The following is a 15,597-nucleotide window of genomic DNA, read 5'->3' on the forward strand; positions in this document are numbered from 1 at the left end:
CGACATCGCCGCAATACGCTCCGATCGCCGCTCGATCGCGCGGGCATGCGCGCAAACGCGGCGCTCGCGAACACCGCCGCGCTGTTCGCGCCGCTCGATACCGAACTCGCGCCGCATGCGCGCGGCACGCTGGCTGCCGCGCGGCAGGCGTTCACGGCCGCGCAGGCGACGCTCGGGCACGAAGGTGCGTCCGCATCGAACGTGCCCCGTGCGCTGACGCAATTCATACGCACGTCGAGCACGTCGAGCGCGCTGCGCGCGCTGGCCGGCGATCTGGAACGCCATCTGGAATGGCTGCCGCCCGGCACGACGGGCGACACGCGGTCTGCCGACGCATCGCGTGGCGCGCGCGGACCGCCGATTGCGTCGCGCGATGCGCGGGATTTTTACAACGCACGCACGGACGGGATGCCAAATTTCCTGCGCAGCAGTATGCTGGTGTCGTACGGCCGCGCACGATGCATCGGGCAATCCCCTAGTCCGCACGTCGTTGCGCCGCCGTCGCGACCGCAATCATGCGTTGCAAGGAGGGCTTCGTGATGGCTACCACGCATCAGCACTTCCACCTCGAACTACGGCACGCCACCGCGCCGACGTATTTCATCAGCTACCTGTTTCCCGCCTTGCTGTTCGTTTACGAACTGCTGCGCGTCGGCCAATGGATCCGCGATCACGGGATGCAATTCGCCGCGTTCAAGCAGATGGGTTACGAGTATCTGCTGATGCTGCTGTTCGTCGGGCTGCAGATCGTCGTCGAGGCGATCTTCCTGCTCGGCGCCGCGATGCGCCGCGACCATCGCGATTTCGAGCACCGCCTGCCGAACGTGGTCCTCGGCATCGGCTGCTCGATCGCGCTGCTCGCGATCGATCTCGCGATCCAGCTGTCGTTCTGAGGTTCCGAGCGCCGGCGGGCTCGGCCCGCCGGTCGCATCAAGTTCGGGCGCTCAGGCGAGCGCGTCGCGCAGCAACGTCGCGACGGCCCCGAGTACGTCGTTGGTCCGCTCGCGATGCGGCATGTGCCCGCATCCATCGAGCAGCAGGAACGACGACGGCCCCGCGACACGCGCGGCGATCCGCTTCGGATGCACGTCCGACCCGTATTCGTCCTGCTCGCCGTGAATCGCAAGCGTCGCGCAGCGCACGCGCGGCAGTTCGTCGTCGAGGCTCCAGTCGCGAAACGCCGGCGACAGCCACGTATCGACCCACGCACGCAGCACCCATTCGGCTTTGTCACCGTGATAGCGTGCGAGCCGGTCGAGCTGGCCGGGTGCATCGAACTGCTGCGCCGCGTCGCGAATGCCATCGCGCGTGCGATCCTCGACGAACGCCTGCGCGGCGACCGTCACCAGCGCGCGGCAACGCGCCGGATACGCGGCCGCGCATCCGACCGCCATGCCGCCGCCGACGCTGTGCCCGAACGCGACGAATGCATCGATGCCGAACCGTTCGAGCAGCGCATGAAATCCGTGATCGGCCTCGTCGCGCACGAACGTCGTGGCGAGGTGCCCCGGATGGCGATCGGAGCGGCCGAAGCCTAGCCGGTCGTACGCGATCACGTCGCGTCGGGTGGTGCGCGCGAGTTGCGCGGGGAAGTCGCGCCATAGTTCGACGCAGCCGAGCGAATCGTGCAGCAGCACGATGGGCGCGGCCGGCTCAGGCGCGGCCAGCTCAGGCGCGGTCGGCTCAGGCACGGCCGTTTGCAGTGCCGGCGCACCGCGCCAGCGCGTCGCGAAGAGACGCCCTTGCGGCGTCTCGACCCAGGTCTCCTCGGTCACGATTTCAGTCATGTGTGTGTCGTCGTCTGCATGAAGGCGGCCGCACGGGGGCATGCCGCATCGAATGCCGACGATGGTGGCCCGGCGACGCGCACGGCGTCAAGCAAGCCCCCACCGCCCTCGCATTCATTCGGGCTGTGGCGGCAGATACTCCATCTGCGACTCGTCGTAGAGCCGGTAGATCAGCGCCTGCATCGCACGGATGTCCTCCGATTCGTCGAGCATCCGCATGCTCATGATGATCGGCGACACGAGGTTCGGGTCGTCGAGCGGCTTGTAGCTGATGTCATCGCGCTTCAGGCCGTACACGCTGTGCGGCACGACCGACACACCCTCGCCCATCGCGACGAGCCCGAGCGCGATCTGCAACTCGCGCGTCTCGTAGATGCGTCGCGGCTGCAGCGCGCGGTCGTGGAATGCCGCGAGCACCTGGTCCGCATAGCTCGGCCGCGGCGCCTTCGGGAAGATGATCAGCGTATCGTTGACGAGATCGTGCAACGACAGCACGGGCTTCGCGCCGTCGAGCACATGACCGACCGGCAGCGCGACGATCATCCGTTCCTCGCGCAGCACGACGCGCCGCACGCTCGGATCCTCGTGACGGATGCGCCCGAACCCGACGTCGATGCGCCCTTCCTTCAGCGCCTTGATCTGGTCCATCGTCGACATCTCGTGCAGGCTCAGCTCGACAGCCGGATACTCGCTGCGAAAGCGCCGGATGATCTTCGGCAGCATCCCGTACAGCGTCGAGCCGACGAAACCGACCGACATGCTGCGCTCGATCTTGCCGACCCGCTTCGTCATCGATTCGAGCTCGGTCGTCTGCGCGAGCAACTGCACCGCGTGCGAATAGAAGAACCGCCCCGCGTCGGTCAGCTTCAACGGCCGCGCGTTGCGCTCGAACAGCGGCACGCCGAGCGCCTCCTCGAGCTGCTGGATCTGCCGGCTGAGCGGCGGCTGCGCAATGTGCAGGCGCTCGGCCGCGCGCGTGAAATTCCGCTCCTCGGCAACCGCGACGAAGTAGCGGAGGTGTCTCAACTCCATTTTCGAACCCTCCCGGACAGGCAGCGGACGTTCATTCGGCCCTGCGCGGACACGTCCCGCGCCGGTCGCCCACGCTGTGGTCGCCCCGTGATCGCCTGCCCCGCTCCCATGACGATACCTCAGCCGGCGCCGATACCGGCGCGAGCAGCGTCGCGCGTCCGGGTCCGCGTCCGGTACCGCGCAAAGCAAAACGGGAAGCCGACAGGCTTCCCGTTTCTTCATCGACGCCGCATCGCGGCATCGCCTCGACCGCGCGTCATGCCTCGGTTGCGTACAGCGCATCGCGCTGCGCGTCGCTCAGCGAATCGAGCGGCACGTCCGGCAGCCGATAGCAGATCATCGTGCCGTACAGCTCGGCCAGGCAGTTGCTGCCGGCGTCGAGCGCATAGCCGTCCTCGCCGTCCGGCGCCGGCGGATACACTTCGCGCCACGCGTTGATCGCGGCTTCGATTCGCACGATGGAAACGGGTCCGGCCTTCCGCTCGGCGGGTGATGCGCTCATGGATTCCTCTGGGTTGCGCGCGCCGCGGGCCGTGCCGGCCGCGGCGGAACGATGGAAACGCCGGGCGCCGCCGGCCGCCGCAACAGGCGCGCGCCGGATGCCCGATCCGCGCCGCGCTCGTCGCGCCGGCCGGGCCGTGGCCCGGTAGGGTCGGGAAATATAACCGGCTTTGACCCCGTGCAGGGCAAAGCCGACAAAAAAAACGGGAAGCCCGCGGGCTTCCCGTTTTCGCTGCGCATCACGCGGCGGCCGGCCGCACCGGTATCAGCCCGCGGTTTCGCGGTTCGCCACGCGCTGCATCTGCGTCTGCGCGCCGCGGTTCGCGGCGACCCACGGCTTGATTTCCATGTCCTCGTAGCGCACGAAGCGGCTCTTGTTCAGGAACCGGTAGCCGAGCCACACGACGAGGAACAGCGGAATGCCGACGTAGGTCGCGGCCACGCCCGCCCAGTCGATCCGGTTCGCGAGGAACGCCTGATAGTCCTGCCCCAGCGCGATCACGAGGCACAGCACGAACGCGAAGATCGGGCCGAACGGGAACCACTTCGACTGGTACGGCAACTGGTCGATCGCGTAGCCCTGCGTCACGTAGCCCTTGCGGAACCGGTAGTGGCTGATCGCGATGCCGAGCCACGCGATGAAGCCGGTCATGCCCGACGTGTTCAGCAGCCACAGGTACACCGTCTTGTCGCCATACAGCGACGTGAAGAAGCACAGCGCGCCGACAGCCGTCGTCGCGTACAGCGCGTTGCGCGGCACGCCGCCCGGCGAGAGCTTCGCGAACAGCTTCGGCGCGCGGCCTTCCGTCGCGAGGTTGTAGAGCATCCGTGTCGACGCGTACATGCCCGAATTGCCGGCCGACAGCACGGCCGTCAGGATCACCGCGTTCATCACGCCGGCCGCGAACGCGAGGCCCGCGTGGCGGAACACGAGCGTAAACGGGCTCACGCCGATGTCGGTCACATCGCTCTTCAACAGGCTCGGGTCGGTATAGGGAATCAGCACGCCGATCACGAAGATCGCCAGCACGTAGAACAGCAGAATGCGCCAGAACACCTGACGCACCGCGCGCGGGATCGTCGTGCGCGGGTTCTCCGACTCGCCGGCCGCGACGCCGATCAGCTCGGTGCCCTGGAACGAGAAGCCCGCGATCATCGCGACGCCCATCAGCGCCGGCAGGCCGCCCGCGAACGGCGCGTCGCCGATCGTCAGGTTGCCCCAGCCGTTGCCCGGCGCGCCCTTCAGAATGCCGAAGATCATCAGCAGGCCAACGCCGATGAATGCGAGCACGGTAACGACCTTGATCAGCGCGAACCAGTATTCGGCCTCGCCAAAGCCGCGCACGGTCAGCGCGTTGAGCAGGAACATCACGCCGAGGAACGCGGCGCTCCACCACACGCCCGGCACGTTCGGGAACCAGTAGTGCATCACGAGCTGCGCGGCGACGAGCTCGACCGCGATCGTCACGGCCCAGTTGTACCAGTAGTTCCAGCCGAGCGCGAAGCCGAAGCCTTCGTCGACGTATTTCGCGCCGTAGGTCGCGAACGAGCCCGATACCGGCATGAACGCGGCCATTTCGCCGAGGCTCGTCATCAGGAAGTAGACCATCAGGCCGATCAGCATGTACGCGACCATCGCGCCGCCGGGGCCGGCCTGGGAAATCGACGCGCCGGACGCGACGAACAGGCCCGTGCCGATCGAGCCGCCGATGGCGATCATCGTCAGGTGGCGCGCCTTGAGCGCGCGATGAAGCTTGGGTGGGTTCGCGGACGAACCGGGTGGGTCGGAATTCGGAATTGCGGACATAAACGAGACGAACGTTGAGCGGGCCGGCATCCGGAGCCGGCGCATGCGGAATCGGGGCGCGGTGCGCCACCTGCGATGCATTCGATGCGGCCCCGATACGCGTTGCGCGCCGGGCGCCAGCGGCGAAGCGCGGATTCTACCTGATTCGCCATGGGGGCAGCGCCGGTCCGAACGCCCGCGCCAACGCGGACGGACCCCGCAGAATCAACGAGTTGGATGCGGCATGGGGCAGCGACATGCCGGCACAGCCGGGCACCGCGTCAAAAAGACATGAACGCAGCACGGCCATTCCGCGATACCCGGTCAGCCGATACGCAATCGTTCCGGCAATGCCGCATTAAAACCACAGATCGATCGCCATATACGGTAATGATCAGACAAAAGCAGCCCCATAATTGATTCAAATCAAATCGAGCATATATGGTAACGAGGCGTAATCGTTCCGAATCGCCACGTGTGCATGCATGTTTTGCATCTCGCGGCCAAATTCGGGAATTCGCGAGATAATGCCGATTAATTCGAAATAATCAGCGCGTCGGAACCGCCGACGACGCGAATATCCGCCGCCCCGCCACCCCCGAGGATGAAGCCACACCCGCTGCTCGCTGCGTTGCGCCGCCATACGGCATCGGCCGTGGCACGCATTCTGTCGCCCCGCGGCGTGCTCGTCGCGGGTATCGTGCTGCTTCTGTTCAGTTGGGGGCTCTCCACGTCGCTTTTGATCGAGGCACGCCACGACGCGCATGACCACGCGGTCGAAAATGCACGCAACCTGATGCTGCTGATCGAGCGCGATATTTCCCGCAATATCGAACTGTATGATCTGTCGCTGCAAAACGTCGTCGACGGTCTCGCCGATCCTGAACTGATGGCATTGCCGCCGCGCCAGCGTCACCGGCTGCTGTTCGACCGCGCCGCGACCGGCGCGTATCTCGGCGCCATTTTCGTGATGGATCCGCACGGCAATATCGTGATCGATTCGGCCGAATCGCCACCGCGGCAAGGCAATTTCGCCGATCGCGAGTATTTCACCGTGCATCGCAACCGGCTCGTGCAGGGTCTCTATATCAGCCGGCCCTATGCGTCCCGGCTGCGCGGCGGTGCGCTGACGATCGCGCTCAGCCGCCGGATCACGCTGGCCGACGGCCGCTTCGGCGGAATCGTCGTGGGGACGCTCAGCATCGACTACTTCCGCGCGCTGCTCGACGGCCTCGCGGTCGGCAAGCACGGCAGCGCGGCGGTCGTCGAGGACAACGGCACGCTCGTGTCCCGCCTGCCGTACGATGCGCGCGTGGTCGGCCTCGACCTTCACGACGCCCCGCTCTTCATCGAGGCGCAGCGCCGCAGCGAAGGCGTGCTGACGGGCGTCGGCGCGATCGACGGCGTGCGCCGCATCTATGTTTACAAGCATCTCGCGAATCTGCCGCTCGTCGTCGACGTCGCACCCGCCGAGATCGACATCTACGCGTCGTGGCGCAATCGCACGATCTGGACCGTCGTGCTGATGGGCCTGTTTACCGCATTCGTCGCCGGAGGGTCGCTCGCGCTGTCGCGCGAACTCAAGCGCCGGCAAGTCGCCGAGTCGAAGCTGTACCAGCTCGCGTACACCGATTCGCTGACCGGCCTCGACAACCGCGGTACGTTCGACGCGGTGCTCGCGAAGGAAGCTCAGCGCGCGTCGCGCAGCGGCCGCCCGCTGTCGGTGCTGTTCGTCGACGTCGATCATTTCAAGGCGTTCAACGACTACTACGGCCACCTCGCCGGCGACGACGTGCTGCGCCGCGTCGCGCAAGCCGCGTCGCGCTGCCTGCGCCGCGACAGCGACCACGTCGCGCGCTACGGCGGCGAGGAATTCGTCGTCACGCTGCCCGATACCGATGCGCGCGGTGCGGCGACCGTCGCCGAAGCGATCCGCCGCGCGATCGCCGGGCTCGCCATCGCGCACGACCGCAGCCCGTACGGGCACGTGACGGCGAGCATCGGCACCGCGACCGCCGCCGGCGGGCGCGTGAACGCCGCGACGCTGCTGCGGCTGGCCGACGAGGCGCTGTACCGCGCGAAGTCGGGCGGCCGCAATCGCGTGTCGAACGCCGAGGCGAGCCCGGCCGACGCGTGACGCGGCGGCAGGCGGCCGCGCCGCCTCGCCTCGGCGTGGACAGCCCGCGCGCGTTCGGCTAGCGTTACGTCAGCTGCGCGTGCGGCGCGGCGCCGGCCCGCGCAGGCCGCCCGCGCGAATTCCGGCCATCCCCGCTTCGTCATGACCGCCCAGCTCCCTGCCCGACTGCCACCGCTCCTGCGCCACGCGCTCCGTCCACTGCTGGACCCGTACCGCCGCTACCGGCACGCGAAGCTGATCCATGCGGCGCGCGTCGCGCTCGCGATCCTCGTGTCGATCGGCTTGTCCACCGGCCTGCGCGTGCCGCACGGCGAATGGTCGACGATCACCGTGCTGATCGTCGTCGGCGGGCTGCAGCACCACGGCAACATCCGCAAGAAGGCGGCCGAGCGCGCGCTCGGCACGTCGATCGGCGCGCTCGCGGGGCTCGGGCTGATCCTGCTGTATTCCGTCCTGCACGCGCCGCTCGCGATCTATCTGCTGATGGCAGTCGCGTGCGGGTTCTGCGCGTATCACGCGATCGGCAAGGCCGGCTACATCGCGCTGCTGTCGGCGATCACGATGGTGATCGTCGCCGGACACGGCGACAACGAGATCGTCGATGGCCTGTGGCGCGCGGTGAACGTGCTGACCGGGATTGCGATCGCGCTGGCGTTCTCGTTCGCGCTGCCGCTCTATGCGACCTACTCGTGGCGCTACAAGCTCGCCGACGCGCTGCGCGCGTGCGCGGCCGTGCACGCGCGGCTCGCGGGCGACCGCCACGTGAGCGACGACGCGCACCTGAAGGAAATGGCCGCGCTGAGCGCGCTGCTGGTGCAGCTGCGTTCGCTGATGCCGTCGGTGTCGAAGGAATGCGAGATCTCGGTCACCCATCTCGAGGCGATCCAGCGCAGCCTGCGCCTGTGCATCGGCTACCTGGAGATCCTGTCGAGCACGGTGCCCGCCCGTGACGACCTCGCCGCCCGCGAATACATGCGAACCGGGATGAAGGCCGTGAACCGTCGCATCCGCGACACGCTCGTCGGTGCGAGCCGCGCGCTCAAGTTCGGCACGCCGAGCCGGCTCGCGCCGCGCCGCCGGCCGGCCGAGCCGCCGCACGACGCGCCGCCGCAGTGGTCGGGCTACGTGTCGATCACGGCCAAGCTGGCCGGCGAAGTGGATCAGTTGCGCGAGAAACTGCTCGATACCGCGCAGGCGTGGAATATCTGAAAGTCTGCGATTCCGGAAGAGGCCGGGAAATATTTCATATTCCTTTCGAATAGGCCAGCCGGCATTCTGACGAGGTCGGCCGCGCCTCGCGGCCGATCCGGCCCTGGAAACAGGGGTGGCTTGCCGGCGCGTTCCCGCCGGTTTCGACCGCCTTTCGGGGCCGGTTCGCGGCGGATTCTCCGGCCGGTTAACCGCCCGCCAGGCCCGCCGCGACAGGCCCGACGACGCATTGGCACGAAAATCAGGTCTTGCCCCAACTTCCCGGACAGCCGATACTCGCATATTCCGCGAAATACGATCTCACCGGCTTCAATCCACGGTAATTCTTCCTATGAGCACGATTCTCGAAAGCCTCCCGACCGGCCAGAAGGTCGGTATCGCCTTCTCCGGCGGCCTGGACACCAGCGCCGCGCTGCACTGGATGAAACTGAAGGGCGCCGTCCCGTACGCATACACGGCGAACCTCGGCCAGCCCGACGAAGACGATTACGACGCGATCCCGAAACGCGCGATCGAATACGGCGCAGCCGGCGCCCGCCTGATCGACTGCCGCGCGCAGCTCGTCGCCGAAGGCATCGCCGCGCTGCAAAGCGGCGCGTTCCACATCACGACGGCCGGCGTCACGTACTTCAACACGACGCCGATCGGCCGCGCCGTGACGGGCACGATGCTCGTCGCCGCGATGAAGGAAGACGGCGTCAACATCTGGGGCGACGGCAGCACGTACAAGGGCAACGACATCGAGCGTTTCTACCGCTACGGCCTGCTCGTGAACCCGGATCTGAAGATCTACAAGCCGTGGCTCGACCAGACGTTCATCGACGAACTCGGCGGCCGTGCCGAAATGTCGGAATTCATGAACCAGGCCGGTTTCGCGTACAAGATGTCGGCCGAGAAGGCGTATTCGACCGACTCGAACCTGCTCGGCGCGACGCACGAAGCAAAGGATCTCGAAAGCCTCGAAAGCGGCATCAAGATCGTGAACCCGATCATGGGCGTCGCGTTCTGGCGCGACGACGTGAAGATCGCCGCCGAGGAAGTGACGGTGCGCTTCGAAGCCGGCCAGCCGGTCGCGCTGAACGGCGTCGAGTTCAAGGACCCGGTCGAATTGCTGCTCGAAGCGAACCGCATCGGCGGCCGCCACGGCCTCGGCATGAGCGACCAGATCGAGAACCGCATCATCGAGGCGAAGAGCCGCGGCATCTATGAAGCCCCGGGCCTCGCGCTGCTGTACATCGCGTACGAGCGTCTCGTCACCGGCATCCACAACGAAGACACGATCGAGCAATACCGCGAGAACGGCCGCCGTCTCGGCCGCCTGCTGTACCAGGGCCGCTGGTTCGACCCGCAGGCGATCATGCTGCGCGAAACGGCGCAGCGCTGGGTCGCACGCGCGATCACCGGCGAAGTGAAGATCGAACTGCGCCGCGGCAACGACTACTCGATCCTGAGCACGAAGTCGCCGAACCTCACGTACCAGCCGGAACGCCTGTCGATGGAGAAGGTGGCTTCGACGTTCTCGCCGCGCGACCGGATCGGCCAGCTGACGATGCGCAACCTCGACATCACCGATACGCGCGACAAGCTGCGCGTGTATTCGCAAGTCGGCCTGCTGACGCCGGGTGAATCGTCGGCGCTGCCGCAGATCAAGGGCGACGGCGAGCAGTAAGCCGTTTCGTTCGAGCCGGGGCGCGTAGCCGATACGCGCCCCGGCCGGGCAGGCCGTGTATGCGACGTTGCGTGCACGGCCTGCCGTTCCCCCTGCGCTTCCCCCTTCCTGCTTTCCCCCGCTATCGCATCACGCCGCGTCGCGCGCAAACGGCGCTGCAACGCTGCGGCAATCATGGCAAGCTGCGAGTCGCTCGACGTCCGACCCGGCTCATGACTTCCGTCACCGTCATTCACGTGAACGGCCCAATCAACAGCGGCAAGACGACGATCGGTCGCGCACTCGCCCGCGTGCTGCCCGATGCCCGCTTCATCGACGGCGACGATCACGACGCGCCCGAAGACGCCCCGTTCGACGTGCAATGGACGATCGCGCTGGAGCGCCTCGTCATGCAGATCGCGAACGCGAGCGAGCGTTATCTGGTGATCGCCTATCCGATCGGCGCAGCGGAATTCGACCGGCTGCGCGCGGCCTGCGATGCGCGCGACGCGCGGCTGTTCGTCGCAACGCTCGCGCCGCCCGAAGCGGTCGCGGCGTCGGATCGCGGCACGCGCGCGCTGATGGACTGGGAGCGGCAACGTGTCGCCGAGATGTACCGGGAAGGGTATGCGGCGCGCGCGTTCAGCGATTGCTTCGTCGATACGTCGAAGGCGTCGGCCGATGCGTGCGCGGCGGAAATCGTACGCCGCGCGGCGCTTCCCTCACGTTGACACCGCGGCCTTGGCCGCGCGCCGCCTTCAATGATGCTGCCGCACCCCCGACACGACCTGCTCGCGCGCCCCCTTGCGGCTCAGCATCAGCGTGACGATCGCCGATACCGCGAGCGTGCCCGCCACCACGTACAGCCCGGCCGCATACCCGCCCGTCGCATGCTTGAGCCAGCCGATCGCGAACGGCCCGACGAAACCGCCGAGGTTGCCGATCGAATTGATCATCGCGATCCCCGCGGCCGCGCCGGCGCCCGACAGGAATGCGCTCGGCATCGCCCATAGCGGCGCCTTCGCGGCACTGATCCCGATGTTGACGACGACCAGCGCGAGCACGGTCAGGAGCGCGGTGCTCGCCTGCCCCGCGAACACGAAGCCGATGCAGGCCAGCACGCACGGAATCACGACGTGCCACGTGCGCTCGCCGGTGCGATCCGAATGCCGCGCCCAGACGATCATCGCGACGACCGCGGCGATGCTCGGGATGCCGGTCAGCAGGCCCGTCTGCAGCGCGCTGAATCCGAACTGCCTGACCATCAGCGGCGCCCACAGGCCGAGCGTATAGAGCCCTGCCGACGTGCCGAAGTAGATCAGCGCGAGCGCCAGCACGCGCGGGTCGCGCAGCGCCTGCCACGCGCCCGCCGTATGCCCCGCATGCGTGTGCCGCGCGTCGGCCTCGGACTTCAGCTTCGCGATCAGCCAGTCGCGCTCGTCCGCCTTCAGCCACGCGGCCTTCGACGGCGCATCGGTCAGGCACTTCAGCACGACGAAGCCGAGCAGGACCGCGGGCAGCGCCTCGACGATATACAGCATCTGCCAGTCGGCAAGCCCGAACATCGGCGGCATCTGCATGATCGCGCCCGACAGCGGCGAGCCGATCGCCGTCGAGATCGGCGCGGCGGCCATGAACCACGCGGCGGCCACCGCGCGCTGCTTCGCGGGAAACCACAGGCTCAGGTACAGGATGATGCCGGGGAAGAATCCGGCTTCCGCCATGCCGAGCAGGAAGCGCAGCACGTAGAAGCTCGTCGGCCCGGCCGCGAACGCGGACGCCGCCGACACGATGCCCCACGTGATCATCACGCGCGCGATCCAGATGCGGGCGCCGACACGATGGAGAATCAGGTTGCTCGGCACTTCGAACAGAAAGTAGCCGATGAAGAACAGGCCGCCGCCGAACCCGAACGCGGTCGGCGACAGGCCGATCGCCTTGTTCATCGTCATCGCCGCGAAGCCGACGTTGACGCGATCGAGAAAGCTGACGAAGTAAAGCAGCATCACAAACGGAATGATGCGCCACATCAGTTTCCGCGCGACGCGGGTTTCCAGATCCACTTGCATGTGTCTCCTCCTTCGAGGTCGAGCCGTGCGCTGTCCGCGCGTGCCCGGTGGGTGTCGGCCGGCATCACGACGAAACGTGCGTGCCGGCGCCCGGCTCGCGTCGAACGCGCGAGTCGCGGGCGGGAAATGCCGAGGTGCGGTATATCGACGGTGAACGACTGCGCACGCGCGCGGCCGTCACCGCCCTCGTTGCCGTCAGGCCGCGACCGCCGCGTTCGCGACGCGTTCGCAGACGGCGGCCGTCACCTGCGCGGTCGTCGCGCTGCCGCCGAGGTCGCGCGTATGCAGCGACGGGTCGGCCGTGACGGCCTCGATCGCCTGCATCACGCGTGCGGCGGCGTCCGTCTCGCCGAGATGCTCGAGCAGCATCACGACCGACCAGAACGTGCCGACCGGATTCGCGAGGCCCTTGCCCATGATGTCGAACGCGGAGCCGTGGATCGGCTCGAACATCGACGGATAGCGGCGCTCGGGATCGATGTTGCCGGTCGGCGCGATGCCGAGGCTGCCGGCGAGCGCGGCGGCGAGATCGCTGAGGATGTCCGCATGCAGGTTGGTCGCGACGATCGTGTCGAGCGACGCCGGGCGGTTCACCATGCGCGCGGTCGCGGCGTCGACGAGTTCCTTGTCCCAGGTGACGTCGGGGAATTCCTGCGCGACCTGCTTCGCGATCTCGTCCCACATCACCATCGCGTGACGCTGCGCGTTGCTCTTCGTGATGACGGTCAGCAGCTTGCGCGGACGCGACTGCGCGAGCCGGAACGCGAAGCGCATGATACGTTCGACGCCGGCACGCGTGAGGATCGACACGTCGGTCGCGGCCTCGATCGGATGACCCTGGTGCACGCGGCCGCCGACGCCCGCGTATTCGCCCTCCGAGTTCTCGCGCACGATCACCCAGTTCAGGTCGTCCGGCCCGCAGCGCTTCAGCGGCGCGTCGATGCCGGGCAGGATGCGCGTCGGGCGCACGTTAGCGTACTGGTCGAAGCCCTGGCAGATCTTCAGGCGCAGGCCCCACAGCGTCACGTGGTCGGGCACGTCGGGGTCGCCCGCCGAGCCGAACAGGATCGCGTCCTTGCCGCGCAGCGCGTCGAGGCCGTCGGCCGGCATCATCGCACCGTGCCGGCGGTAGTAATCGGCGCCCCAGTCGAAATCCTCGAACTCGAACGCGAAGCGGTCGCTGCCGCGGGCCAGCGCTTCCAGCACCTGCTTGGCCGCAGGCACCACTTCCTTGCCGATCCCGTCGCCGGGAATCGTTGCGATACGGTAGGTCTTCATGCGCACATCCTCGATTGATCGTAAGCGTGCAGGCACTTTACCGAACCAGAAGTGCGGGAACCGGTGCTAGACTCAAAGCATCTTTAACTTCAATTCATGAATCCCGTCATGGCGGATCCCGTCCAGCCGGCCGATCTCGGCTTCTTCTCGACGCTGGCCGCATCCGGCAGCCTGAGCGCGGCCGCGCGCGAACTCGGGCTGACCGCGGCGGCCGTCAGCAAGCGGCTCACGCAGATGGAGCGCCGCGCGGGCGTGACGCTCGTCAACCGCACGACGCGGCGCATGATGCTGACGCCCGAGGGCGACGTGTATCTCGACTACGCGCGCCGGATCCTCGATCAGATGGACGAGCTGGGCGAACTGCTCGGCAGCGCCAAGCAGCGGCCGAAGGGACTGCTGCGCGTGAACGCGACGCTCGGCTTCGGGCGCAGCCACGTCGGCTCGGCGATCTCGCGCTTTGTCGCGCGCTATCCGGAGGTGTCGGTGCAGTTGCAGCTGTCGGTGATGCCGCCGCCGCTCACCGACGACGCGTTCGACGTGTGCGTCCGCTTCGGCGAGCCGCCCGACACGCGCGTGGTCGCGCGGCGGCTCGCAGCGAACCGCCGGCTGCTGTGCGCGGCGCCCGCCTATCTCGCGCGGCACGGGACGCCCGGCACGCCGCACGAGCTGACGCGGCACAACTGCATCGGCATTCGCCAGGGCGACGAAGGCTACGGGATCTGGCGGCTGACGAGCGGACGCGGCGCGACGCGCAACACGGAAGCCGTGCGGATCAACGGCAATCTCACGACGAACGACGGCGAGATCGCGGTGAAGTGGGCGCTCGACGGGCACGGGATCCTGATGCGTGCCGAGTGGGATATCCGCGACTACCTGGCCGACGGGCGCCTCGTCGTCGTGCTGCCCGACTACGAGACGCCGAGCGCGGATATCTACGCGGTGTATGCGCAGCGGCATCAGATGTCCGCGCGCATACGTGCGTTCGTGGATTTTCTCGCCGGGGAACTGGGCGGGTGACGCGGTGTGGGCGGATGAGCCCCAATGCGTACTGCAGGGCGAAGTGACACCGCGCGTCCCGTGCAAACCGCGTCCGGCACTGAATCGGCCGATCGGCACAATGCCAATATTTCGGCGATTTTTCACAAAGAACGCCAGAATATTTGCATTTTCTCCCGTACCACGGGCCGGACGGCGTGCCCGTGCGGCCTTTCGTGCTTATACCAGAACGGCCCCGGCGCGGCTGCGCGGATCCCGCGCGCCGAACCGAATACAATGCGTCGATCCCCCGCCGCCGCGCCAATCTTGCCGGAGCCGCCATGTTCGACCTGACCACGCTGACCACCTTCACGGCCGTCGTTCTGGGCCTGTTCCTGATCCCCGGCCCCGCCGTGCTCCTCGTGCTGAGCCGCACCGTGCAGGGCGGTCGCAAGACCGGCATCCTGACCGGGCTCGGCGTCGCGAGCGGCGATTTCGTGCATACGCTGTTCGCAGCAGTCGGGCTGTCGGCGCTGCTGATGACGTCGGCGCTCGCGTTCAACGTCGTGAAGCTGGTCGGCGCCGCCTATCTGATCTACCTTGGCGTGCGCGCGCTGCTCGACAGGCCGTCCGATCCGTCGCTGCCGAAGGTGTCGGCCGTCACGCCGCTGAAGGCGTACCTGCAGGCGATTCCCGCCGAAGTGCTGAACCCGAAGACCGCGCTGTTCTTCCTCGCGTTCATGCCGCAGTTCGTGCATCCGGAACGCGGCTCGACATTCGTGCAGTTCGCGGTGCTCGGGCTGATCTTCGTCGTGCTCAGCTCGCTCTACACGACGCTGATCGCATGCTCGATCCGCCCGCTCGGCCGCCTCGTGAAGCGGCTTGCATGGCTCACGCGCTGGCAGGGGAAGATCATCGGCTCGATCTTCATCGCGCTCGGGCTGCGCGTCGCGGTGCAACAGCGCTGACGCGCGCGTTTCGCATGACGTCCGGCGCCGCGCCAGCTGGAAAAATCCTCCATGCCGACCCGCACGCGCGCGTGGCGGCGGCCGGTTTCCCGTCGGTCGACTGGTACGTCGACCGGCGAGTCGCGCCGTTCGACGACGCATTCAGTGCCGAGATCATCGCGATCCGCCGCGCGTGAGCGGTTGAATGCCGTGCCGCGCGACTACCTC

General features: G+C 67.5%; 15 protein-coding genes. 9 read left to right on the forward strand and 6 right to left on the reverse strand.

The genetic code is table 11. The features are described 5' to 3' along the window. Positions 1-45 precede the first annotated feature (45 nt). Positions 46-540 (forward strand): hypothetical protein, encoded by a 495-nt coding sequence (locus tag DIE15_RS36865; protein ID WP_185734369.1) that lies wholly within the window; start codon positions 46-48, stop codon positions 538-540. Next, positions 540-893: a hypothetical protein gene (locus tag DIE15_RS04860; protein WP_057925770.1), complete on the forward strand. Its 354-nt coding sequence runs from the start codon at positions 540-542 to the stop codon at positions 891-893. The genes DIE15_RS36865 and DIE15_RS04860 overlap by 1 nt, the downstream gene beginning before the upstream one ends. Positions 894-944: 51 nt before the next feature. On the opposite strand, the gene DIE15_RS04865 is transcribed toward DIE15_RS04860, so the two are convergent. The 4 genes from DIE15_RS04865 to DIE15_RS04880 all read right to left on the reverse strand — a co-directional run bounded on the left by DIE15_RS04865 (position 945) and on the right by DIE15_RS04880 (position 5,127). Continuing rightward, a complete protein-coding gene (locus tag DIE15_RS04865) occupies positions 945-1,787 on the reverse strand; it encodes an alpha/beta fold hydrolase (RefSeq protein ID WP_124832520.1) in 843 nt (280 codons plus the stop codon). 114 nt (positions 1,788-1,901) lie between these two features. After that, positions 1,902-2,819 carry a LysR family transcriptional regulator gene (locus DIE15_RS04870; RefSeq protein ID WP_012365478.1) on the reverse strand — a complete coding sequence of 306 codons (918 nt, stop codon included), beginning with the start codon at positions 2,817-2,819 and terminating at the stop codon, positions 1,902-1,904. Positions 2,820-3,075: 256 nt separating this feature from the next. Then, on the reverse strand, positions 3,076-3,321 hold the full coding sequence (locus DIE15_RS04875) for a DUF3717 domain-containing protein (RefSeq protein ID WP_044848083.1): 246 nt from the start codon (positions 3,319-3,321) through the stop codon (positions 3,076-3,078). Positions 3,322-3,585: 264 nt separating this feature from the next. Then, complete coding sequence (locus DIE15_RS04880) at positions 3,586-5,127, reverse strand: amino acid permease (RefSeq protein WP_124832521.1); 1,542 nt, start codon at positions 5,125-5,127, stop codon at positions 3,586-3,588. A 583-nt stretch (positions 5,128-5,710) separates the two neighbouring features. Between DIE15_RS04880 and DIE15_RS04885 the strand changes: the two genes are divergently transcribed. The 4 genes from DIE15_RS04885 (at position 5,711) to DIE15_RS04900 (ending at position 10,831) form a co-directional block, all read left to right on the forward strand. After that, complete coding sequence (locus DIE15_RS04885; RefSeq protein ID WP_057925773.1) at positions 5,711-7,243, forward strand: diguanylate cyclase; 1,533 nt, start codon at positions 5,711-5,713, stop codon at positions 7,241-7,243. Between the two features lie 141 nt (positions 7,244-7,384). Next, the gene (locus DIE15_RS04890) at positions 7,385-8,452 is read left to right on the forward strand and encodes an FUSC family protein (RefSeq protein WP_057925774.1); all 1,068 of its coding nucleotides are present in this window, start codon (positions 7,385-7,387) and stop codon (positions 8,450-8,452) included. Positions 8,453-8,783: 331 nt separating this feature from the next. After that, on the forward strand, positions 8,784-10,121 hold the full coding sequence (argG, locus tag DIE15_RS04895) for an argininosuccinate synthase (RefSeq protein WP_124832522.1): 1,338 nt from the start codon (positions 8,784-8,786) through the stop codon (positions 10,119-10,121). 212 nt (positions 10,122-10,333) lie between these two features. Continuing rightward, complete coding sequence (locus DIE15_RS04900) at positions 10,334-10,831, forward strand: shikimate kinase (protein WP_124832523.1); 498 nt, start codon at positions 10,334-10,336, stop codon at positions 10,829-10,831. A 27-nt stretch (positions 10,832-10,858) separates the two neighbouring features. Here the strand turns inward: DIE15_RS04900 and DIE15_RS04905 are convergent, their stop codons facing one another. Next, positions 10,859-12,169 (reverse strand): MFS transporter, encoded by a 1,311-nt coding sequence (locus DIE15_RS04905; protein ID WP_057925777.1) that lies wholly within the window; start codon positions 12,167-12,169, stop codon positions 10,859-10,861. Between the two features lie 195 nt (positions 12,170-12,364). Next, entirely contained in the window at positions 12,365-13,447 is a 1,083-nt protein-coding gene (locus DIE15_RS04910; protein ID WP_057925778.1) for a tartrate dehydrogenase, read from the reverse strand. Positions 13,448-13,555: 108 nt separating this feature from the next. On the opposite strand from DIE15_RS04910, the gene DIE15_RS04915 reads away from it, so the two are divergent. From DIE15_RS04915 to DIE15_RS04925, 3 genes are all read left to right on the forward strand, one after another. After that, positions 13,556-14,464, forward strand: a complete 909-nt coding sequence (locus tag DIE15_RS04915; protein ID WP_124832524.1) for a LysR substrate-binding domain-containing protein — start codon at positions 13,556-13,558, stop codon at positions 14,462-14,464. Positions 14,465-14,763: 299 nt separating this feature from the next. Then, positions 14,764-15,390 carry a LysE family translocator gene (locus tag DIE15_RS04920; RefSeq protein ID WP_057925779.1) on the forward strand — a complete coding sequence of 209 codons (627 nt, stop codon included), beginning with the start codon at positions 14,764-14,766 and terminating at the stop codon, positions 15,388-15,390. Positions 15,391-15,404: 14 nt separating this feature from the next. Beyond that, positions 15,405-15,566, forward strand: a complete 162-nt coding sequence (locus DIE15_RS04925) for a hypothetical protein (protein WP_409364290.1) — start codon at positions 15,405-15,407, stop codon at positions 15,564-15,566. The last annotated feature ends 31 nt before the right edge of the window (positions 15,567-15,597 follow it).

The organism is Burkholderia sp. Bp9031 (assembly GCF_003857965.1).
In the GTDB taxonomy this organism is placed as follows: domain Bacteria; phylum Pseudomonadota; class Gammaproteobacteria; order Burkholderiales; family Burkholderiaceae; genus Burkholderia; species Burkholderia ambifaria_A.

Excerpts from the sequence above, each read along its gene's own strand:
- DIE15_RS36865 (WP_185734369.1), top strand. The coding sequence starts at position 46 with ATGCGCGCAAACGCGGCGCTCGCGAACACCGCCGCGCTGTTCGCGCCG.
- DIE15_RS04860 (WP_057925770.1), top strand. The coding sequence starts at position 540 with ATGGCTACCACGCATCAGCACTTCCACCTCGAACTACGGCACGCCACC.
- DIE15_RS04865 (WP_124832520.1), bottom strand. The coding sequence starts at position 1,787 with ATGACTGAAATCGTGACCGAGGAGACCTGGGTCGAGACGCCGCAAGGG.
- DIE15_RS04870 (WP_012365478.1), bottom strand. The coding sequence starts at position 2,819 with ATGGAGTTGAGACACCTCCGCTACTTCGTCGCGGTTGCCGAGGAGCGG.
- DIE15_RS04875 (WP_044848083.1), bottom strand. The coding sequence starts at position 3,321 with ATGAGCGCATCACCCGCCGAGCGGAAGGCCGGACCCGTTTCCATCGTG.
- DIE15_RS04880 (WP_124832521.1), bottom strand. The coding sequence starts at position 5,127 with ATGTCCGCAATTCCGAATTCCGACCCACCCGGTTCGTCCGCGAACCCA.
- DIE15_RS04885 (WP_057925773.1), top strand. The coding sequence starts at position 5,711 with ATGAAGCCACACCCGCTGCTCGCTGCGTTGCGCCGCCATACGGCATCG.
- DIE15_RS04890 (WP_057925774.1), top strand. The coding sequence starts at position 7,385 with ATGACCGCCCAGCTCCCTGCCCGACTGCCACCGCTCCTGCGCCACGCG.
- argG (WP_124832522.1), top strand. The coding sequence starts at position 8,784 with ATGAGCACGATTCTCGAAAGCCTCCCGACCGGCCAGAAGGTCGGTATC.
- DIE15_RS04900 (WP_124832523.1), top strand. The coding sequence starts at position 10,334 with ATGACTTCCGTCACCGTCATTCACGTGAACGGCCCAATCAACAGCGGC.
- DIE15_RS04905 (WP_057925777.1), bottom strand. The coding sequence starts at position 12,169 with ATGCAAGTGGATCTGGAAACCCGCGTCGCGCGGAAACTGATGTGGCGC.
- DIE15_RS04910 (WP_057925778.1), bottom strand. The coding sequence starts at position 13,447 with ATGAAGACCTACCGTATCGCAACGATTCCCGGCGACGGGATCGGCAAG.
- DIE15_RS04915 (WP_124832524.1), top strand. The coding sequence starts at position 13,556 with ATGGCGGATCCCGTCCAGCCGGCCGATCTCGGCTTCTTCTCGACGCTG.
- DIE15_RS04920 (WP_057925779.1), top strand. The coding sequence starts at position 14,764 with ATGTTCGACCTGACCACGCTGACCACCTTCACGGCCGTCGTTCTGGGC.
- DIE15_RS04925 (WP_409364290.1), top strand. The coding sequence starts at position 15,405 with ATGACGTCCGGCGCCGCGCCAGCTGGAAAAATCCTCCATGCCGACCCG.